Source organism: Flavobacterium sp. 103 (assembly GCF_003096795.1).
Classification (GTDB): Bacteria; Bacteroidota; Bacteroidia; order Flavobacteriales; family Flavobacteriaceae; genus Flavobacterium.
On record NZ_QENX01000001.1, the window covers coordinates 694,199 to 716,622 of the forward strand.

Annotated in this window: 17 protein-coding genes; 13 read left to right on the forward strand and 4 right to left on the reverse strand. The window is 34.3% G+C overall.

Annotated elements, in window-relative coordinates:
- The first annotated feature begins 196 nt into the window (after window positions 1-196).
- From C8C85_RS02855 to uvrB, 9 genes are all read left to right on the forward strand, one after another.
- On the forward strand, window positions 197-2,419 hold the full coding sequence (locus C8C85_RS02855; RefSeq protein WP_116795727.1) for an NADP-dependent isocitrate dehydrogenase: 2,223 nt from the start codon (window positions 197-199) through the stop codon (window positions 2,417-2,419).
- 524 nt (window positions 2,420-2,943) lie between these two features.
- Window positions 2,944-5,352, forward strand: coding sequence for a TonB-dependent receptor (locus tag C8C85_RS02860; RefSeq protein ID WP_116795728.1), 2,409 nt, complete (start codon window positions 2,944-2,946; stop codon window positions 5,350-5,352).
- Between the two features lie 38 nt (window positions 5,353-5,390).
- Window positions 5,391-6,212 carry a DUF4249 domain-containing protein gene (locus C8C85_RS02865; protein WP_116795729.1) on the forward strand — a complete coding sequence of 274 codons (822 nt, stop codon included), beginning with the start codon at window positions 5,391-5,393 and terminating at the stop codon, window positions 6,210-6,212.
- Window positions 6,213-6,575: 363 nt separating this feature from the next.
- Window positions 6,576-7,238 (forward strand): thiamine diphosphokinase, encoded by a 663-nt coding sequence (locus C8C85_RS02870; protein ID WP_116795730.1) that lies wholly within the window; start codon window positions 6,576-6,578, stop codon window positions 7,236-7,238.
- 224 nt (window positions 7,239-7,462) lie between these two features.
- Window positions 7,463-8,410, forward strand: a complete 948-nt coding sequence (gene rlmF, locus C8C85_RS02880) for a 23S rRNA (adenine(1618)-N(6))-methyltransferase RlmF (RefSeq protein ID WP_116795732.1) — start codon at window positions 7,463-7,465, stop codon at window positions 8,408-8,410.
- A gap of 112 nt (window positions 8,411-8,522) precedes the next feature.
- A complete protein-coding gene (locus C8C85_RS02885; RefSeq protein ID WP_116795733.1) occupies window positions 8,523-9,461 on the forward strand; it encodes an alpha/beta fold hydrolase in 939 nt (312 codons plus the stop codon).
- Between the two features lie 155 nt (window positions 9,462-9,616).
- Window positions 9,617-9,880, forward strand: a complete 264-nt coding sequence (locus C8C85_RS02890) for a hypothetical protein (RefSeq protein WP_116795734.1) — start codon at window positions 9,617-9,619, stop codon at window positions 9,878-9,880.
- Entirely contained in the window at window positions 9,862-10,167 is a 306-nt protein-coding gene (locus C8C85_RS18725; protein ID WP_116795735.1) for a type II toxin-antitoxin system RelE/ParE family toxin, read from the forward strand. The genes C8C85_RS02890 and C8C85_RS18725 overlap by 19 nt, the downstream gene beginning before the upstream one ends.
- Window positions 10,164-12,155, forward strand: coding sequence for an excinuclease ABC subunit UvrB (gene uvrB, locus C8C85_RS02900; protein ID WP_116795736.1), 1,992 nt, complete (start codon window positions 10,164-10,166; stop codon window positions 12,153-12,155). The genes C8C85_RS18725 and uvrB overlap by 4 nt, the downstream gene beginning before the upstream one ends.
- Here the strand turns inward: uvrB and C8C85_RS02905 are convergent.
- On the reverse strand, window positions 12,152-12,553 hold the full coding sequence (locus tag C8C85_RS02905) for a TerB family tellurite resistance protein (protein WP_116795737.1): 402 nt from the start codon (window positions 12,551-12,553) through the stop codon (window positions 12,152-12,154). The two genes, uvrB and C8C85_RS02905, sit on opposite strands and share 4 nt — an antisense overlap.
- Before the next feature lie 58 nt (window positions 12,554-12,611).
- Here C8C85_RS02905 and C8C85_RS02910 point away from each other — a divergent pair, with 58 nt between their 5' ends.
- A complete protein-coding gene (locus C8C85_RS02910) occupies window positions 12,612-13,418 on the forward strand; it encodes an alpha/beta hydrolase (protein WP_410501034.1) in 807 nt (268 codons plus the stop codon).
- 95 nt (window positions 13,419-13,513) lie between these two features.
- Here C8C85_RS02910 and C8C85_RS02915 read toward each other — a convergent pair whose 3' ends face one another.
- Window positions 13,514-15,025 carry a thioredoxin-like domain-containing protein gene (locus C8C85_RS02915; RefSeq protein WP_116795739.1) on the reverse strand — a complete coding sequence of 504 codons (1,512 nt, stop codon included), beginning with the start codon at window positions 15,023-15,025 and terminating at the stop codon, window positions 13,514-13,516.
- Between the two features lie 198 nt (window positions 15,026-15,223).
- Here C8C85_RS02915 and C8C85_RS02920 point away from each other — a divergent pair, with 198 nt between their 5' ends.
- The 3 genes from C8C85_RS02920 to C8C85_RS02930 all read left to right on the forward strand — a co-directional run bounded on the left by C8C85_RS02920 (window position 15,224) and on the right by C8C85_RS02930 (window position 19,186).
- A complete protein-coding gene (locus C8C85_RS02920) occupies window positions 15,224-15,688 on the forward strand; it encodes a DUF1456 family protein (RefSeq protein WP_116795740.1) in 465 nt (154 codons plus the stop codon).
- Between the two features lie 6 nt (window positions 15,689-15,694).
- Complete coding sequence (locus C8C85_RS02925; RefSeq protein WP_207786921.1) at window positions 15,695-16,351, forward strand: NAD(P)H-binding protein; 657 nt, start codon at window positions 15,695-15,697, stop codon at window positions 16,349-16,351.
- A 444-nt stretch (window positions 16,352-16,795) separates the two neighbouring features.
- Window positions 16,796-19,186, forward strand: coding sequence for a mechanosensitive ion channel family protein (locus tag C8C85_RS02930; protein WP_165818087.1), 2,391 nt, complete (start codon window positions 16,796-16,798; stop codon window positions 19,184-19,186).
- Between the two features lie 13 nt (window positions 19,187-19,199).
- Here C8C85_RS02930 and C8C85_RS02935 read toward each other — a convergent pair whose 3' ends face one another.
- Together C8C85_RS02935 and sucC are read right to left on the reverse strand one after the other, a co-directional pair.
- Window positions 19,200-20,765: a protein adenylyltransferase SelO gene (locus tag C8C85_RS02935; protein ID WP_116795743.1), complete on the reverse strand. Its 1,566-nt coding sequence runs from the start codon at window positions 20,763-20,765 to the stop codon at window positions 19,200-19,202.
- A 209-nt stretch (window positions 20,766-20,974) separates the two neighbouring features.
- On the reverse strand, window positions 20,975-22,168 hold the full coding sequence (gene sucC / locus C8C85_RS02940) for an ADP-forming succinate--CoA ligase subunit beta (protein ID WP_111409314.1): 1,194 nt from the start codon (window positions 22,166-22,168) through the stop codon (window positions 20,975-20,977).
- Window positions 22,169-22,424: the final 256 nt, after the last annotated feature.

Here is a 22,424-nt window from a genome sequence, read left to right on the forward strand (position 1 = left end):
CAATTTAAGAATCAAATGGTACTTAAAATATCAAATTAAAAATATCACAGAATATATATTTAATTTTATTTTTTTATATACAAATAAAACCACTATTACAACTGCATTTCTTATCTTTGCCCGCCTTAACTCAAACGATGTAATTCTACAAAAGGCCTTAAATAAATTGTGATTTAGATTAAAAAAAATAAAAAAAATGACAACAAAAGCTAAAATTTTTTACACACTTACAGATGAGGCTCCTTTATTGGCAACCTATTCTTTTCTACCAATTGTCCAGGCATTTACTGCTACTTCGGATATCGAAATAGAGACTAGAGACATTTCACTTGCCGGAAGAATCATCTCGAATTTTTCGGAATTTTTAAAAGAAGATCAAAAAACAAAAAACGCTTTATTGGAATTAGGTCAATTAGCGACTACTCCAGAAGCAAACATCATAAAACTACCGAATGTATCAGCGTCAATTCCACAATTGAAAGCTGCTATTGCCGAATTACAATCACACGGTTATGCTTTGCCGGATTTCCCAGAAGACCCACAAACTGAAGAAGAAAAAGCAATCAAAGCAAAATATTCTAAAATTTTAGGATCCGCTGTAAATCCAGTTTTACGTGAAGGAAATTCAGATCGTAGAGCTCCAAAAGCGGTTAAAAACTACGCAAAAGCAAATCCACACTCTATGGGTGCTTGGTCTGCCGATTCAAAAACTCACGTAGCCTCAATGGAAAGCGGTGACTTTTACGGAAGTGAAAAATCATTGACTTTGACAGATGCCACTGATGTAAAAATCGAATTTGTTGCCAAAGATGGTACTGCTACAGTTCTTAAAGCAAGTACTCCTTTGAAATCAGGGGAAATTATTGATAGTTCTGTTATGCATTTGAATGCTTTGAAATCTTTTGTATCTAAAACAATAAAAGAAGCCAAAGAACAAAACATTTTGCTTTCAGTTCACTTGAAAGCAACAATGATGAAAGTTTCTGATCCAATTATATTTGGTGCAATTGTTGAAGTATATTTTGCAGATGTATTCCAAAAATACGCTGCTTTATTTTCAGAATTAAACATCAATACCAGCAATGGTCTAGGAGATGTGTATGCGAAAATTGCAGGGAATCCAATGCAAGCCGAAGTAGAAGCTGCAATTACTCAAGCTATCGAAAACGGACCAGCTTTGGCCATGGTGAATTCTGATAAAGGAATTACCAATCTTCACGTTCCTTCGGATGTAATTGTAGACGCTTCAATGCCAGCTATGATCCGTACTTCCGGACAGATGTACAATAAAGACGGAAAACAACAAGATACCGTTGCAATAATCCCAGACAGATGTTACGCTGGTGTTTATACAGCTACTATCGATTTCTGTAAAAAGCACGGTGCTTTTGTACCAACTACAATGGGAAGTGTTCCTAACGTTGGATTGATGGCACAACAAGCCGAAGAATATGGTTCTCACGATAAAACATTCCAATTGAAAGCAGACGGAGTTGTTCGCGTTATCGATACAAACGGAACTGTTTTGATGGAACAAAGCGTAGAAGCAAACGACATTTTCAGAATGTGTCAGGCGAAAGATGCTCCTATTCAAGACTGGGTAAAACTAGCAGTAAACAGAGCTCGTTTGTCTAATACTCCTGCTGTTTTCTGGCTGGATAACAACAGAGCACACGACAGAGAATTAATCATTAAAGTAGAAAAATATTTAAAAGATTACGACACAACTGGTTTAGACATCAGAATCTTAAATCCTATTGAAGCTACCAACTTTACTTTGGAGCGCATCATCAAAGGATTGGATACTATCTCGGTAACCGGAAACGTATTGCGTGATTACTTAACCGATTTATTCCCAATTCTGGAAGTTGGAACTTCAGCAAAAATGCTTTCTATCGTTCCGTTAATGAATGGTGGTGGTTTATTTGAAACTGGCGCAGGAGGATCGGCACCAAAACACGTTGAGCAATTCATCCAAGAAGGATACTTGCGTTGGGATTCACTTGGTGAGTTTTTGGCTCTAGGCGCTTCATTAGAGCACTTGGGACAAACTTTACGCAATCCAAAAGCAATTATCTTAGCTGAAACACTTGATACAGCAACCGAAAAATTCTTGGCAACGGACAAATCCCCTTCACGTAAATTAGGAGGAATTGACAACCGTGGGTCTCATTTCTATTTGGCAATGTATTGGGCAGAAGCTTTGGCAGCTCAAGACAAAGACGCCGAATTGAAAGCAATATTCACTCCTATCGCTACTGAGTTTTTTGCAAATGAATCTAAAATCAATGCCGAATTAATTGGTTCTCAAGGTAAAGCCCAAAATATTGGTGGTTATTACCAACCAAATCCAGCCTTGACAGACAAAGCAATGCGTCCAAGCGAAACTTTCAATGCTATTTTAGCCAAACTGGCTTAATTCAAAAAGCTATCATTTTATACTCAAAAGACAACTGGAAACGGTTGTCTTTTTTTTGTGGAGATAGACGACCGATAACAATGATTGAAAGGATCAGCACTGAATTTAAAACCCTGTATTCAATTATTTTTTGTAGCAGAAAGATTCGGCATTTTTGGAAATACAGTCCAGCACGCGATGCTGAAAGCTGAACCCCGACTTATAAGGATTTCCACTTCAAACAAAGTTGACTGAACTCCTATAAAAATAAAACCATAGTGAAGCAATCGAGGCTCACATCTTTGACGCAGTTAGAAATATAAGCCCTGATGCAAGCGGTATCCCATCTCCTTTTTTCTACGAGATGGAATTTAGCGGGCAGCAGGAACTTTGTTTCCTGATAAAGCCTATTCATTCGCTCCATATAATTTTTATTTCGAACAATACAAAATCAAAACAAACAAGCGTTATTAACGATACATTAACATATGTTATGTACGAATTGACCTCCGATTTAATGACATTTGTAATTCAAAACCAAAACAATGATTTCAAAGAAAATTATTTACTTATTCCTTTTACTGCTCACTTCTTTTTACACTTTTTCGCAGGATACGAGCAATAACGAATCGAATAAACAGAAGTTCACACTTAGCGGAACCATCTCGGACAGCAATAGTAATGAAACATTAATTGGGGTCAACGTTTCGATTCCTGAATTAAAAACTGGAGTTATTACAAATGAGTACGGCTTTTATTCCATCACATTGCCAAAAGGTGTCTATAAAATTCAAATCACCTCAATAGGGTTTCAGACTACCGAGGAGACAGTCAATTTGGATAAAAATACCAAAATGAATTTCAAATTGACGGGTAGTGAAAATGTTCTGAAAGAAGTCATTATCAATAGCAACGATAGCCAAACCGAAAACCGAAAACCCGAAATGGGTGTAAACAAACTTTCGGTGGCAACAATTAAAAAAATGCCGGTAGTACTGGGTGAAGTCGATATTATCAAATCTATTTTATTGCTTCCCGGTGTTACCAATGCTGGTGAAGCTGCTTCTGGATTCAATGTTCGCGGAGGGGGCGCCGACCAAAATTTAATTTTGATGGATGAAGCCAGTATTTTTAACTCTTCACACGTTTTTGGATTCTTTTCTATTTTTAATCCAGATGCCGTAAAGGATATCAAACTGTACAAAGGAGGAATTCCAGCCCGTTATGGAGGAAGGGCATCTTCGGTTTTGGACATATATCAAAAAGACGGAAACAGTAACGATTTCCACATGAGTGGTGGAATTGGGTTGATAACCAGCCGCCTTTTGGCCGAGGGACCCATAGTAAAAAATAAAGGCTCTTTTCTTATCGCCGGCCGAGCTTCCTATGCACATTTATTTCTAAAACTATCCGAAGATCAAAAAGACAACGCTGCCTATTTTTATGATTTGAATGCAAAACTAAGCTATAAATTAACTCCAAATAATAACTTATACATGTCGGGCTATTTTGGTCGAGATGTATTTGCAATAAATAAAAGTTTTACGAATATATACGGAAATACCACTTTCAATACCCGTTGGAATCATTTGTTTTCTGAAAAACTTTTCTCAAACCTATCTGCTATTTTTAGTGATTATTACTATGGTTTGGATCTTGATTTTGTCGGTTTCGAATGGAGATCGGGTATTAAGAACTTCAACATTAAATACGATTTCAGAAGTTATGTTTCAGACAAATTAAAATTGAATTTCGGGGTAAATGGTATCTATTACGAATTCAATCCAGGAACCATAAAACCTTCAAGTCCTGACTCGGGAATTAATCCTGACCAACTCGAAAAAAAATATGCATATGAACCTGCAATTTATATCAATGCTGAGCAAAAAATAACCGAACGAATTGATATCAATTATGGATTACGTTACAGTTTATTTTACAATGTAGGCTCTTCAACGGTGAATTTATATGAGAATAACAATCCTGTATTGTTCAATTCACAATTTCAAATCTATGAAAAAGCAACTCCTATTGGCACAAAACAGTACAGCAAAAACGAAGTAATTAAAAGCTTCGACTATTTGGAACCTCGATTAAGCGTCAATTATCAGCTCAATGAAAACCAGTCTTTTCAAGCGAGTTACAACCGAATGGTTCAGTACTTACAGTTAATTTCGAATACATCCTCACCTACTCCGTTGGATGTATGGACTCCGAGCGGCACCTATATCAAACCTCAAATTGCCGATCAAGTAGCCTTGGGTTATTTTAAAAAATTCAAAGAAGGAGCCTATTCCACCGAAGTTAGTGGTTTTTATAAAGAAGTACAAAACAGATTGGATTATATTGATGGAGCCAACTTAATTGCCAATAAAGCAATTGAGCAAGTTTTATTGAACGGACAATTACGCTCTTATGGTCTCGAACTGATGCTAAAAAAGAACGAAGGAAAACTAACTGGTTGGATATCCTATACCCTTTCCAAATCCGAACAACAAACGCCCGGACGAACGCCCGAAGAAACTGGAATAAATAATGGTCAATGGTACAATACGGCTTATGATAAAGTCAACAATCTAGCCGTTACCGGTTCTTATTATCTAAATCCAAAATGGGCTTTCGGCGCCAACTTTATTTATCAAACGGGACAGCCTACCACTTATCCAAACGGACAGTACCAATATTTGGGAATGACCATCCCAATTTACGGATTGCGAAATAAGGAACGATTACCGTCTTTTAATCATTTGGATATTTCGGCCACATTAACTCCAAAACCAAATTACAATAAAAATTGGAGAAGCGAATGGGTTTTCAGCATTTACAACGTTTACAATAGAAAAAATGCTGCTTCAATTGCCTTTAGGGAAAATCTGGACACAGGTGCAAACGAAGCCGTGAAAACATCCATTTTTGGTATCGTGCCAGCTGTAAGTTATAATTTCAAATTTTAAAAATATTCTCATTAGACGAGAACTAAAACATAGAACCGATGAAAAAATTAATCGCAACCCTAATAATAATCGTCGCCATTGTATGCACAGGCTGTGAAGATGTTATAAAAGTAGATGTAGATACTGCGGCTCCTAGATTGGCTGTTGAAGCGGCAATCAATTGGCAAAAAGGGACAGAAGGAAGCGTCCAATACATAAAACTAACCACGACAACAGGTTATTTCGAGAACGTAATTCCTGTGGTCTCCGGGGCAGTTGTGACTGTGACAAATAGTTCCAATAAGATTTTTAATTTTATTGAAAACCCAAAAACAGGAATGTATGTTTGTTCTAATTTTGAACCTCAACTAAATGAAACCTATACCTTAACCATTAAAACAAATGGAGAAACATATACTGCCACCGAAAAAATGTACCCAGTGGCGGCGATTACAAAGTTTACACAAAATAATAATGGTGGATTTAGCGGAAAAGACATTGAGGTCAAAGCCTATTTTAATGACCCTGCCGACGAAATCAATTTCTATTTATACCGCTATAATTATAAAAATCAAAAAACAACAAATCTCTATACGGACGATGACACCTTTTTTAACGGAAATGAATTTTTTAGTATCTCCCAAAATGACTCTTTAAAAGTGGGTGAAAAAGTCAACGTTACGCATTTGGGAATTTCCAAAAGTTATTACAACTACATGAGTATTATTATCAGCCTAGCGGGACAAAACGGTGGCGGTCCGTTTCAGTCTCCTCCATCCACGGTCAGAGGTAACGTAGTCAACACCACCAATCCCGACAATTATCCTTTAGGTTATTTTTCGGTAAGCGAAAGCGATTCGAAAGAATATACAATTGAGTAAAATAAGAATCTATTACTTCGTCAGTACGCTATCGCTCGTGTCTTGCTTTCCACGACAAGTCCTCGCCCCAAAAAACATTTTTTCTACACCCTAAAAGGAGCTTTCTTTGGTCGCTTTTTTAGGGTAAGAAAAAATAAGTTTTTGGAGCTCCGGGCTTTCTGTTTTTATCAGGGCTAGTGACAGAAGATTTCACATTCCAGATTTTAGAATACAGAATTAAGCTTTTAGAATTTAGATTTTTCATACTTTTACAAAAAATCTGAAATTCTTTGTTCTAACTTCTATTTTCTTAAATCTAGAATCTAAGTTCTACATTCCGAAATCCAAATTCTGAAATCTGCATTCTAAAATCTAAAATCTAAAATGTCTTCACATCATATCGTTCGCGACGACCAAGAACCCGCTTTAATAATTGCAAACGGAGCAGCATGTCATCCAGAATTACTGGGACAATTACTCGAATGGTCTCCATTAGTAATTGTGTTGGACTCGGCCATAGAACGTGTCATGCAATTGGACATTAAAATTGATGTACTGCTGGGTGATTTTGACCGTGGTTTTGATCCTGAAAAATATCAAACTTCACAATATCCATTGGAAATTGTTCATACACCAGATCAAAACAAAACTGATCTAGAAAAAGCATTAGATTATTTAATCGAAAGAAAAATTCCTGCCGTAAATGTAGTTTGGGCCACAGGAAAAAGAGCTGACCACACGATTACCAATCTCACGAATATAGTTCGCTATCGAAATTTAATTAAAATCGTCATTCTGGACGATCACTCCAAAATATTTTTGCTTCCCAATAAATTTGAAAAATGGTACACTGCAGGAACGCCTATTTCATTAATTCCCATTGGAATTGTCAACGGAATATATTCTAAAAATTTAGTGTATCCTTTAGAAAATGACACCTTGACTATGGGGTACAGAACAGGAAGCAGCAACGAAGTTGCCCATGACGGAATTGTAACCATCAACCACAACGATGGCGATTTGCTATTGATGGAATGTATTGATTAGTAAAATTCTAGTTTTCAATACAGTAAAAACTATTCAAATTTGTACTCATTTTAAAAAAAACAGTACAAAAAACAATCTATTTATCACAGCACAAAAAATACAACCAACTACATATCAAACACTTTGGCTTGATTATTGTAATAATAACAAACAAAAACAGCTGCAAATAGGTGTTTTATCAATTACAAGAAAGGATTGACTATCTTTGCAGCGAAATTTAGGAAATGAAATCTACAAAGAATACCGAAAAGACAACTTTACATCCAAAAAATCTTCACCGATTTGGATATAACTTTGAACTATTAACACTAAATCACCCCGAATTGGGAGATTTTGTTTTCGTTAATGAACACAACATAGAAACGATTGACTTTAGTAATCCCGATGCGGTAAAAGCGCTTAATAAGGCTTTATTAATCACCAATTACGATATTCAAAACTGGGATATCCCAGCTGATTTTTTATGCCCGCCAATTCCAGGTAGAGCCGACTATATTCATTACCTCGCAGATTTATTGGCTACAACAAATAATGGCGTAATTCCACAGGGAGAAACCATTATGGGTCTCGACATTGGTATTGGAGCCAATTGTATTTATCCAATATTAGGAAATGCTATTTATGGCTGGTCATTTGTAGGAACTGATATCGATGAAAATGCAATTCAAAATTGTAAAAAAATCATCGAACACAATCCAAAATTGGCAGAAGCAATAAGTCTGCAATTACAGATAAATTCTCGTTTTATTTTCAAAAACATTATAGCTCCCGAGGATCGATTCACGTTTACCATCTGCAATCCTCCTTTTCATTCTTCATCCGAAGAAGCAACAAAAAGCAGTCTTCGAAAAGTTAACAATCTTACTCCAAATGCACCAAAAGCCGCAAAACCAATACTTAATTTTGGCGGACAAAATGCTGAATTGTGGTGTGAAGGCGGTGAATTAGGCTTTATCAAGCAAATGATTTATGAAAGTGCCAAATATCCTATGCAATGTCTTTGGTTTACTACATTAGTATCAAAACAATCCAATTTGAATACAATATACAAAACCTTAAACAATGTCGCGGCTATTCATAAAACAATAGAAATGGCCCAAGGTCAAAAAACAAGCCGAATCGTTGCATGGACTTTTATGAGTGAAGCACAACAAAAAGCTTGGAAATTTTAATATTTGTAAAAACTGATTTTCACTTTTAAGTTTGAATCACTATTTAAAGCAGTAAGAAAAGCTAAAAAACGATTTGCTTTCACTACATTTAAAAAAATTCAACTTAATCGCTATGTATAAATTAGTATCCAAAATCATTGTATTTGTTCTACTTATAAGCTGTAGCGTATCCAAGGAGAAGAAAATTGACGAATACGTTTTTAAAAGAAAAAAAGAAAAAACACAATACATTAACTCTTACAATAAGTCATTACAACTTTGGAAAGTTCCTTATAAAGAAGAATACGTAGCAACCAGTTTTGGCAAGGCTCATATCATTATTAGTGGCCCAAAAGATGCCAAACCATTGCTTTTGCTTCATGGTATGGATGCTAGTTCTACTATGTGGTTCCCCAACAGCGCAGCACTATCAAAAAACCATCGCGTATACGCCGTTGATTTCTTATTGGAAGCTGGAAAATCTGAATTTAAAGGAAATTCACTCTCCACTGATGAAATCGTAAATTGGTACACTCAAATTTTTAGCTATTATAAATTCAAAAATTTCGATATAATAGGAGCCTCACGAGGAGGTTGGATTGCCACTTTATTGACAATCCAAAAAAATAGCAAAATTGACAAACTCGTATTGATAAGTCCAGCCCAGACTTTTAATAATGTTGATCAAAAGGGAAAAGCATCATCAGCACTATTTTTAAAATTTTTCCCAAACAAAAAGAAACTCAAAAAAACATTAAGTGCATTTTCTTACTACCCAGATAAAATTAATCCTGTCTATAAAAAACAATTTTATTTGGCTAACAAATATTCCAAATCCAATGCCAGTATTTTACAGATGCAACCCTTTTCTGACGAGGAATTAAAAATGATAACAATACCTGTTTTAGTACTTATTGGAGATCATGATGTCATCAATTCAGAGAAAAGTCTGTTGCGTGCCAACGAATTTTTAAGTAACGACAAAACAGAAATTATTAAAAATGCAGGTCATTTTTTGAGCATGGATCAAGCTAAAGACGTAAATGAAATTATTGTTGATTTTTTAAAGTAAACCAAAATTCAAATTATTCCCCTCCTCTTGGCTTACATAATGAATTCATAAAAATCATAAGCCAGCTAGAATTCAACGATAAAACTCAATAGAAAAATTAGAAGTTCTACTATTCCTAACACTCTTTTGATTAAATTTGTGTAAATTATTTTCTTATGAGCGCAATCGAATTAAAAAATATATTGATTTCTAAAATATCCGAAATTGATGATGAAGTTTTTTTGTCAGCAATAAATACAATATTGGACAGTAAATCGAAAAGCATTGAAAGCTATAATCAAGGTTCTCAAAAAATAATAATTCTTACTGAACAACAAAAAAAGGAAATCCAAAATTCTCAAAAGGAATATTTAGAAGGAAATTATTTTGATAATGATTCCGTAAATGAAGAAATGGAAAGATGGTTGCGAGAAGAATAGTTTGGACATCATCTGCGAAACTTCAATTAAAAACCATTTTTGAATATTTTAATTTTAGAAATAAAAGTAAAGTCTATTCCTTAAAATTAAACACACTAATTCAAACCGGATTAAAGATACTTCTCCAACATCCAAATATTGGCAAAAAAACCGATTTCATAAATGTTCGCGGTTTATTAATTGAAAACTATTATGTTTTCTATGAAATAAATAAAACTCACATTATAATTCTATCCGTTTGGGATACGAGACAAGATCCTAAACGATTGAAAATATTAAACAAATGAATTTCCAAGTCATATCCGAATACCAACCCAAAGGGGATCAACCACAGGCCATTGAAAAATTAACTCAAGGCTTGCTGGATGGTGAACAATTCCAAACTTTGCTTGGGGTTACCGGTTCCGGAAAAACATTTACGGTGGCCAATGTTATACAGGAAATACAACGTCCCACTTTAGTTTTGGCACACAACAAAACCTTAGCTGCACAATTATATTCGGAGTTCAAACAGTTTTTCCCCAATAATGCCGTGGAATATTTCGTATCCTATTACGATTATTACCAACCCGAAGCTTTTATGCCAGTCACCGGCGTTTTCATCGAGAAAGATTTGTCCATCAATGAAGAACTGGAAAAAATGCGATTAAGCACCACCTCTTCCCTTCTTTCTGGTCGAAGAGACATAATAGTCATTGCTTCCGTTTCTTGTATCTACGGTATCGGAAATCCCGTTGAATTTCAAAAGAACGTTATTGCTGTAGAGAAAAATCAAATGATTTCCCGAACCAAATTATTGAAAAGTTTGGTTCAAAGTCTGTATTCCAGAACCGAAGCCGATTTTACTCCCGGAAATTTTCGCATAAAAGGCGATACGGTTGAAGTATATCCAAGTTATGCGGATGATGCATTTAGAATTCACTTTTTTGGAGACGAAATAGAAGAAATAGAAAGCTTCGATGTCAAAACGTCCAAAGTCATTGAACGATACGAAAAACTCACTATATATCCCGCCAATATGTTTGTAACCTCTCCTGATGTGTTGCAAAATGCGATATGGGAGATACAACAGGATTTGGTCAAACAAGTTGATTATTTCAAGGAAATAGGCAAACATCTTGAAGCCAAAAGGCTCGAAGAACGCACCAATTTTGATCTCGAAATGATTCGGGAATTGGGCTATTGTTCTGGTATCGAAAACTATTCACGCTATTTGGACGGAAGAGAAGCAGGATCGAGACCTTTCTGTTTATTGGACTATTTTCCAAAAGATTTTTTGATGGTCGTTGATGAAAGCCACGTAACCATTTCACAAGTACAAGCGATGTATGGAGGAGACAGAAGTCGAAAAGAAAATTTAGTGGAGTATGGTTTCCGCTTGCCGGCTGCAATGGACAATCGACCATTAAAATTTGACGAATTTGAGGCAATGCAAAACCAAGTCATCTATGTTTCTGCCACTCCTGCCGACTATGAATTGCAAAAATGTGATGGCGTATATGTAGAACAAGTGATTCGCCCAACAGGTTTATTGGATCCAATAATAGAAATTCGTCCTAGCTTGAACCAAATTGATGATTTGATCGAAGAAATTCAACTCCGTTGCGAATTGGACGAAAGAGTTTTGGTGACAACTTTAACCAAAAGAATGGCGGAAGAACTAGCCAAATACCTGACTAAAGTATCCATTCGTTGTCGCTACATTCACTCCGATGTAGACACACTGGAACGCATCGAAATCATGCAGGATTTACGAAAAGGATTATTTGATGTTTTAATTGGAGTGAATTTACTAAGAGAAGGATTGGATTTACCCGAGGTATCATTAGTAGCCATACTCGATGCAGACAAGGAAGGATTCTTAAGAAGCCATCGCTCACTAACACAAACCATAGGTCGTGCCGCAAGAAACTTAAACGGAAAAGCCATAATGTATGCTGATAAAATCACCAATAGTATGCAAAAAACGATTGATGAAACAAATTACAGAAGAACAAAGCAAATTAATTTTAACTTAGAGAATAATGTAGTTCCTCAAGCTTTAAATAAAAAAATCGAAAGCGCCTTTACCAACAACAAATTGGTGGAGTATGAATTGGGGCACATTATGAATGTTGCCGCCGAACCAGAAACTGCCTATATGTCCAAACCTGATTTGGAAAAACTCATTCGCGAAAAACGAAAAGCAATGGAAAAATCAGCAAAAGATTTGGACTTTATGCAAGCTGCGAAACTGCGTGATGAGATTAAAGCTTTACAAGCAAAAAATCATTAATTATGTTGTTCCTGAAAATGATCCAATAATACTTCTGGAGGAATCATAGTATTGGGAGATGCTTTCATTAATTTTAGAATACGATTGGTAGCACTTGGATTTAATCCCATATTGATGGCAATTTGACGAATAGCCTCTTCTTCTTTTTGATGCAAAACACCATCAACATGCATCAATAATGCCAAACGATAAAATTGTTGAATCCGTTCAAATTCAGATTTTATAACACCAGTTGGTAATTCTTGATGAAATAAATCTTTGAACTCTTTTCTACTGATTCCTAATTCTTGGGCAACAATCCAAACAAATTGATATTCGCGCTCATGTAATCGGCCATCAACAACTGAAAATGCAATCATTTCAGACAACAAATTGATCTTTTCTACGTGTGTGTTCATCTATTTATTTATTTTAGCTAAAATATTCTTTTTTTTTAAATCTTAAAATAAAATCACCTTGAAGTTAATTTACCTAATTCCGCTATTTTTATTTCTTAGTAAAACATCTGCCCAGAAGAATACTGCTTCCAAACAGGTTTCCACTTTTACCATGGAAGCTCCTCAACTAAAAACAAGCAGAAAAATTTGGTTGTACTTACCCAAAAATTACGAAACTTCAACCAAAAAATATCCCGTCATTTACATGCATGACGCCCAGAATTTATTTGATACCAAGACTTCTTTTGCAGGAGAATGGAATGTGGACGAAAAACTAGACAGCTTGAGTGCACAAGTAATTGTGGTGGGAATTGAAAACGGTGGTGAAAAACGATTAGAAGAACTGACTCCCTATAAAAACGAAAAATACGGTGGCGGAAATGCAGATAAATATCTCGAATTTATTGTTAACACCCTAAAGCCTGAAATTGACAAAAAATACCGAACTAAAGCCAATGCCAAAAACACTACTATTATGGGAAGTTCTCTGGGTGGTTTGACTTCATTTTATGCCGTTATAAAATACCCTAAAGTTTTTGGAAAAGCGGGTGTCTTTTCTCCAGCTTTTTGGATTAACCGAAAGGATATAAATGATTATATGACAAACAGTAAAAAAATTAAGGCTAAAATCTACTTTCTATGCGGTGATTCTGAAGGGGATGATGACAGTATGGTAACCGACCTGAATCATATGGAAACTCTGTTAAATACAAACCGTTGCTACTGTCTGCATTTAAACAAAAAAGTAATTGTAAAAGGAGGACATCACAATGAGAAGTTATGGAGAGATGGATTTACAGATGCCATTCTCTGGTTGGGGTATTGATAAATGATTGTAGATTAACGATTTTAGTTTTTAGATGCAGGTACAAAAAATATTACTCCTAAAATCGTTAATCATCATTCTTAAATCTAAAATATTTATTTTTTGGAATACTCTTTTTCCATTTGAGTAATAATGCTTTTTATGGCTTCAGAACCAATTCCTTTAGCTTTGATGACTTTATTTTTATCCAGAATATAAATCACGGGCGTTGTCACAACATCGTATTTATCCTTTAGATTATTGATATGGACGCCGTCATAGACATTAATCCAATCTATTTTGTTGTCAATAATGTATTTTTTGTATTTATCGAATTCATTTTGGGTATAAACCCCGAAAACTTTGACATCTTTCTTTTCTTTCAGCATATCGTGGTACATTTCGAGAATTTTCGGCACTTCCTTTTGGCAATGCCCACAGTCCACATCCCAAAAAAGAAGTATCAAATAATCGGCTTTTATACTCGACAAAGTCACATAGGATTGTTCAATTTCGGTTTTATTATCATAATAGATTTTGGTGATTTCCTCACTTGTTTTAGCGGTATCAAAACCCATTTTTGCAATTTTATCATGACCCGGAATGTCTATCATATAGAGCTCTGGCGCTGCCTTTCCTAGTTGTAATGGCGCTAAAATATTGCCTCTGTTTATGATGAGTTTAATCACACTGTCATCATAAACCCCCTTGGCTTTACCCGTTTTAAAATAATTATCTACCATATAAACAAACACCTTGTCCATTCCCATAATTTTTGGAATTTCATATGTTGAAGTAAAATAGGCCAATAAAAGCATATTCATTTTGGTGCCTTGTTTCGTTTTGAGCATCATACGATCAATCTCCACACAAATCGAATCGGGATGTTGTACCACAACCGAATTAAAATATTGCTTGATTTTATTGGCAAAAAATGGGTTGCGTAACATGGCATCGTCTTGGAAATTTACGCCATCCCAAAAATGTTTTTTATAATAGTTATAGGCAAAAATACTATCTGGTCTTCCGTTATTGGCTTTAGGAATGTCCTTGGCTACTTTTTCAGTTTTTAAATTGATTATTTCGGAAAGATAGTTTCCCTTGTTTTGAGCAATAGTATTCAAATCATTTTCCAGAATAGCCTCATTCAAGACTTTGAATTCCTTGGTTAGAAGTGCTGTAGAATCTGATTTTTTCTGTTCTTTCACTGATTTTTTATAACCCTCAAATTCTTTATTTTTGGTTGTCACAAAACGAATGTAGTTAAAGAAATTTTCATTTTGCTTGGAATTAACGGCCTTTAAATTATCGAGTAAATCGGTTTTATCTGAATTGATTTGTTGTTTTTGGGTTTGTTCGTCTATAATGAAATCAAAATAATTTCCTTTTTCCTGACTGAGTAAAAAATAAACACCTTTGTCTAAATTTTTCTTCCCTTTGAAAACAATATTCCCGTTCACCACTTTTTTGCAGGTATCCGAAATGTACAACTTATCAAATTGGTAAAAGGCTAGATAAGCAACGGTATCTTTACAATGCTGCAAATTAATCTTGATTTCATGACCTGACTGGGCTTGAGCAAACAGTAAACCAAAAAAGAGAACGAAACTCATTAAAATTTTCTTCATAATTCACAATAATCTTTGATACACTATTATAATAGATAGTTAAACAATTTTAGAAAATAATTCAAATTATTATATCCCAAAAATAATTGAATTTAAATCTAATTTCAAATAATTGACAAAGTGTTTTTACAGTCAAGAAAACAATATCAAGAAATTCATTTTGTAAATGCTTACCTTTGCGTTTTAAATAGTTAAAAAATGACAAATAACGATATATTCAAAAAACTTCGAGTAGCCTTGATGTTACGCGATGATCAAATAGTGGAAATTTTGGAATTGGTAGATTTTAGAATTACAAAATCAGAATTGGGTGCTTTTTTCCGTGATGAAAAACACGAAAATTACATGGAATGCGGAGATCAGGTTTTACGTAATTTCCTAAACGGATTGGTAATTCACTTGAGAGGAACCAAAGAAAATCCTAAAAACCCGAATGATGTTTTGGCCAAACACAAAGCTCAAATTCCGGCAAAAGAAAGTGATTCAAAAAGAGCTGAATTTAAACCAAAAGCAAAAGATGAAGAAAGAGCAAGAGGTGATCAAGCTCCTGGAAAATCTAGTACGGCAAAAAAACCTGCAAAAAAACAATACCCAAAAGGGAATTCAAAAACACCAGTTGTAGAGAAAGTTAAATATAACTTTGGAAAAAACAAAAAATCGTAATCCATTTTGAAAACAGCTTTAATAATAGGTAGCACTGGACTTATCGGTTCACAATTACTACAACTTCTTTTGGAAAGTGATCAATATTCAAAGATTATCACTTTCGTAAAAAGAGATACAGGTATTCAACACCCTAAATTAAAGCAACACATTATTGATTTTGACAAACCCGAAAATTATCACGATTTGATTGAAGGTGATGATTTCTTTTGCACCATTGGAACAACCATAAACAAAGCTGGAAGCAAAGAAGCTTTTCGAAAAGTCGATTATGAGTATCCAATGCAGTTCGCAAAAATTGCTGCAGAAAAAAAAATAAACCAGTTTCTGATTATATCTTCACTTGGAGCAGACGCAACTTCATCTAATTTTTATTTGAAAACGAAAGGTGAAATTGAGAATTTTCTTAAAGCTTCAACACTTGAAAAAGTAAGCATTCTAAGACCCTCACTCCTTTTAGGCAATCGAACAGAATTCAGATTGGGTGAAAAAGTAGGCACTTTTTTCATGAAAGCATTCTCTTTTATGTTTGTTGGAAATATGAAAAAATACAAACCTATAGAAAGTGCCAAAGTTGCCAAGGCTCTTTTTGCAATAGCTCAACAAGACAACAAAGGATTTATAATTTATGAATCGGACTCGATTCAAGAGATAGAAAAATGATAAAATAGAAACCTGAATGAAAGTTCAGGTTTTTTTATGCCTAAGATTTATAAAAATTCACTCTCAACATAACAAACTATTTTTTAGGCACAGCTGTCAAAAAATTAATATTTTTTTGTTAAATTTGACATACAACCATCTATTAATCTTCAATTTAAACAGTAAGAAGAACAAGTATTGGCGATACTATTTTAGTAATTCTGTTGATTCAAAAGATGAATAAATATTGTGCCCTTTTTTTAAATTCCTACAAATACGTTTCTAAAACACTAATTTCTTAAAAAATTAATGCAAAAAAAAAACATACTATAGCCCATGTTAAATTTTACCTTTCAACATATAAACGCTACCAAAAAAAATAACGGCAATAGTTGGAAATCTATTTTCGTTTTTTTTGCTCTAATTTCCTTCCTTTCTACTGCTGCCCAAACCCCAAAAAAGGAAATGGATTCCATTGTTAAAGAAATTGGAATCAAAAACAGAATAAACCAGCTTATGCTTGAAAGCAAAGCAGAAAATGAGAAGAAAGCGAGACAGGAGAAATACATAAATTATCAAAAAGTCCAAAAACAAAATAGAATCTTCAATTTAATTGAATTAGAAGTCCAAAATGCAAAATTTCTATTAACAAGAGGATATGCTTATAAGGACATTACTGCAGAAATCCATCAATTGAAAGAATGGGAAGAATTTGCCGTTAAGGGAATTGTTGGAAAAAAATTCAGAGTAATGACTGACAGAAATCTTAGCTCAACTTCCATCTTACTAGACGAATTATTGAAACGTACCAGCAATCGCTTAAAAAAAATAAGCGTTGAAAATCAGCAGTTAAGCAGAACACAAGAAAAAATTGATTCCTTGGTAGCTGAAAAAAATCTATATTATGTCCCAATCGATTCCGTTGCTAGGGAAATTTACCGTCTGCAATCTCTAAAGATGAACACCGACATCAATCTAATCTCTGAAAGGTTAAAAAATGCAGTAGATAGTATCCAAACATTGGAGATTATGGGTGACCAATTAAAATTTAAAATTGAGTCCGACATAATTGAAAATGACAGACTCCGGAAATTAGAAGTGGATCAATTATTCACAAAAAAAGTTCCTGTTTTTGAACGCCTTGACATTAAAAAGTTAATGATTGAAGACCCTCTGACCTTTTCATTAAAAACCAACTATTTGGTACTATATTTTTATTTGATAAACAATAAAAATTCGATTCTAATGATGCTGATTCTAATAATCGGCACAGCAGTATATTTTAAATTGCAAAAGAGAAAATTCCTTGATTTGGGATATGAAAAAAATATGTTATTTAATATATATATTCTAAACAGCCCTATTGCAACCGCCCTTTTGGCTGTCCTGAATTTGTACCAATTCGTTCTTCCTATGCCACCGCTTATTTTTTCAATTATAGCTTGGACAATATCGACCATTGCATTGACTATAATGATGTGGAAATCGATTAATACTTTTATTTGGAAAATTTGGGTAGCAATTTTTCTATTGAATTTGGTTGCCTTTTTTGACATTATAATTTTAATTCACTTTGTTGGTGAGTCCTTTTTAATTTTGGCGATTAATTGTTTAGGAATCGGAATAGGTGTTTATGCATTCAAGAACAGGGCACAAATTCAAAGAAAAGTTTATTTCTGGTATATCATTATAGCAACCATCTTTCAATTCTTTTCCTTCTATTATTTGCTAAACGGCCATTATAATTTAGGTAAATTTTTAATGACAAAAGCAGTTTATACTATTATAGTGGTGTTTTCTCTCTACAGCACCTTTATTATAGTCAAAGAAATTAATTTGATATCCAAAATTCTGGAAGCTGATGATGAAGATGAACCGAAGAAAACTCTAAACGGTATTCCCCATCAATTTACCCTTGGTTTTTATCTAATTCTCTTTCTCTGCTGGTTTTTGTTGATGATAAGAAACACGTATACCTTCCAAAATTTCGTTGATCCTTTCAGAAATACCATATCCGAGCCTAGAAGCATTGGAAACATCACGTTCACATTTGAAAATATTCTAACATTCATTGTTGTGATTCTATTGTCCAGTTTCCTTGCAAGAGTAGTTTCTTTTTTAGCATCAGACAATCAAATCATCAAAAATAAAAACAAAACCAAAAATTTTGGAAGCTGGTTATTTCTATCCCGAATAACCATTGTGACTTTAGGCGTTTTACTTGCTTTTGCATCTGCTGGAATTCCTTTGGACAAAATAACCTTAATCATTAGTGCATTGGGAGTTGGTATTGGTTTTGGTATGCAAAGCCTCGTGAACAATCTAATAAGTGGATTAATCATTGCTTTTGAAAAACCAGTGAGTTTGGATGACATTATAGAAGTTGGCACACAATCCGGAAAAATGAAATCAATCGGCATCAGAAGCAGCGTAGTCACAACATTTGACGGAGCCGATGTAATCATTCCAAACGGAGAATTATTAAATCAAAATTTAACCAATTGGACTCTTGGAAGCAGTAGTCGCAGATCAGAAATTCGATTTGGAGTAGCCTATGGAACCGACTTAGAATTGACCAAAAAATTACTTTTTGAAATCCTTGAAAAAAACGAAAATGTACTTATGAAACCGATGCCTGCAATTTGGTTTACCAGATTTGGTGACAGTTCGATTGACTTAGTTCTGAAATACTGGATTAGCCACTTTGATTTTGACAATGAGACCAGAAGTGAGTTAATAATTGCTATCGACAAAACATTAAAAGAAAACAATATTGTCATACCATTTTCACAACAGGATATTCACATTATAAATAAAGAAATTGAACCCGAGCCCGATTCAGAACCTGAGATTTAACACAAAAAAACATTTAAGAACTGCAGCTTAACATTGAGCAACCTACTTTATCTCTGGCCCAATCGGGTCTTTTGGCAAACCATTTTTGATTTTCTGGCTGTTCATCATAAGGTTTTTTAAGCAATTCAAACAATTCATTCAGTAAAGAATAATCTCCTTTATCGGCCTCATCAATACTCAACTGCGCCATATAATTTCGCAATACATATTTGGGATTTACCAAATTCATAAAGAGCTTTCTTTCATCGTCGGTTAGTGTTTCTTGATTTATTCTATTACTATAATGTTCGAGCCATATATGCCATTTATTCAGTATAGATTCATTAAGATCTTTTTCATTATAAAAAGCTTCTTTGATTTTATCCAAAGCAACCTCGGTTGAATCCTCTTTTTGAATATTACTCAAATTTCTAAAGAAAATGGTCATATCGGTTTCAATTAACTGAAGAAGTTCCGTCAAGCTTTCAATTAAAATAGCATCCTCATGTTTAATGATTTTTAGACCAAGCTTATTACGCATCATATTCAAATATTCTTTTTGATAGTTACTACCGAAAGCATTCAAAATAGCTTCAAGCGGTTTGGCATCATTAATTAAGGGATACAACGCATTAGCTAATTGGTATAAATTCCACAACGCAATATCAGGTTGATTGCCAAATCGGTATCTTTTGTGCTGATTGTCGGTTGTATTGGGAGTCCAATTGGGATTATAATCTTCCAACCATCCATACGGTCCGTAATCAATAGTAATGCCGTGAATCGACATATTATCTGTATTCATAACGCCATGAACAAAACCTACTCGTTGCCAATTCACAATCATATCAAGAGTAGTCTGAGTTACCGTTTGAAAAAAGTCTAGATACTTTTCGACACCTTGACTTTTAATATTCGGAAAATGATGTTTAATGGTATAATCTGCTAATAATTGAAGTGTAGTATGATCTTTCCTCGAAGCAAACAATTCAAAATTTCCAAAACGTATAAACGAAGGCGCCACTCTACAAACTATGGCTCCTTTCTCATAAGCAGGATTTCCATTATATAAAACATCCCTTAAAACCTGATCGCCGGAAAGCATAAGCGAAAGCGAGCGAGTTGTGGAAACACCGAGATAATGCATGGCTTCGGCACACAAATGCTCTCTAATAGAAGAACGCAATACTGCAAAACCATCGGCTGTACGGGAATATGGCGTAGGCCCTGCTCCTTTTAATTGCAAGGTGTACAATTTATCATTATGCAGTACTTCGGTTAGATTAATCGCACGGCCATCTCCCAACTGTCCAGCCCAATTTCCGAACTGATGTCCAGCATAAGCTAAAGCATACGGTTTGGTTTCTGGATAAACGGTTTTCCCCGAAAAAGTATTTAGAAAATCATCTGAATGAATATCTTCCTGAGACAATCCTAAAGAATTGGCCACCTCAACTGAAGCATGAATCAAAGACGGATTTGAAGGCTTTTTTGGTTCTACATAAGAAAAACAAGCTTGTTCTACTTGTCTCGGAATATTGATTTCAATCGAATCAGCAGGCAATTCTGAAGTAAAATTATTTTGTATATGAAGTTTCATTTGGTAACAGATATATAAACTAGCATAATTACAACTAGTATTGTAAAGATATTCGATAATTTACACTTAATTATTCGGTAATGATAATTTTATTTTATAACCAAAATCGTTTTGCTTATAAGAATGAAGAAACAAAAAATCCCGAGCTTTCGCTCAGGATTTCATTATACTTTGAAATGCACTACAGTGCATCTCTACAGAATCTTATATTAAGAAAGCGCCGCTTTAACTTGATCAGCTGCTTCTTGGAATTCAACAGCAGATAAAATTGGCATTCCAGAATTATCAATTAATTCTTTTGCTATAGCAGCATTTGTACCTTGTAAACGAACAATGATTGGCACTTTTATTGCATCACCCATATTTTTGTAAGCATCAACAACTCCTTGTGCCACACGGTCACAACGAACGATTCCACCAAAAATATTAATCAAAATTGCTTTTACGTTTACATCTTTTAAGATAATACGGAAAGCAGTTTCAACACGTTTTGCATCAGCAGTTCCACCTACATCAAGGAAGTTTGCAGGTTCAAAACCAGCGTACTTAATTAAATCCATAGTTGCCATTGCAAGACCTGCACCATTAACCATACATCCTACAGTCCCGTCAAGATCTACGTAGTTCAATCCTACTTCTTTTGCTTCAACCTCGATTGGATTTTCCTCACGAACGTCACGCATATCAGCATATTTCTTTTGTCTGTATAAAGCATTATCATCGATATTTACTTTAGCATCTACAGCTAAAATTTTATCATCTGAAGTTTTTAAAACTGGGTTGATTTCAAACATAGAAGCATCAGAACCAATGTAAGCATTGTATAATGAATCGATGAATTTAACCATTTCCTTGAAAGCATTTCCAGAAAGACCTAAGTTAAAAGCAATTCTTCTTGCTTGAAAACCTTGCAATCCAACAGCTGGATCAATTTCTTCAGTAAAAATTAAGTGTGGAGTATGTTCTGCCACTTCTTCAATATCCATTCCACCTTCAGTAGAATACATGATCATATTACGTCCTGTAGCTCTATTCAAAAGAACAGAAACATAAAACTCAGAAGTTTCACTTTCACCTGGATAATAAACATCCTCAGCAATTAAAACTTTGTGCACTTTTTTTCCTTCAGCAGAAGTCTGAGGTGTGATTAATTGCATTCCGATTATTTCTTCTGCAATTCCTTCTACTTTGTCAATTCCTTTGGCAAGCTTTACTCCACCACCTTTTCCACGACCACCTGCGTGTATTTGGGCTTTCACAACATACCAACTTGTACCAGTTTCGGTAGTTAATTGTTTTGCAGCAGCTACAGCTTCTACAGGACTATTGGCTACAATTCCGCGTTGAATGCGAACTCCATAGCTAGCTAAAATTTCTTTTCCTTGATATTCGTGTATGTTCATAATATAGAATTTGTCTGGATTCTGAATCTATTTCAGAATAAAAGTGGCACAAAAATAGCAAAATTTAATTTAATTGAAATTTTTTTTAATTATAATAACATATAAAAGTAAAAAATAGCGAATCTTTTATCTCAATCGTTATAGTATAAAAAATTTAAATATTCTCAGCATTTTTGTTAAAATAATTATCCTCAAAAAGTATAATCCTATATTTATTACAAAAATCAAGCGTTTTTAAAATTTATAAAAATATTTT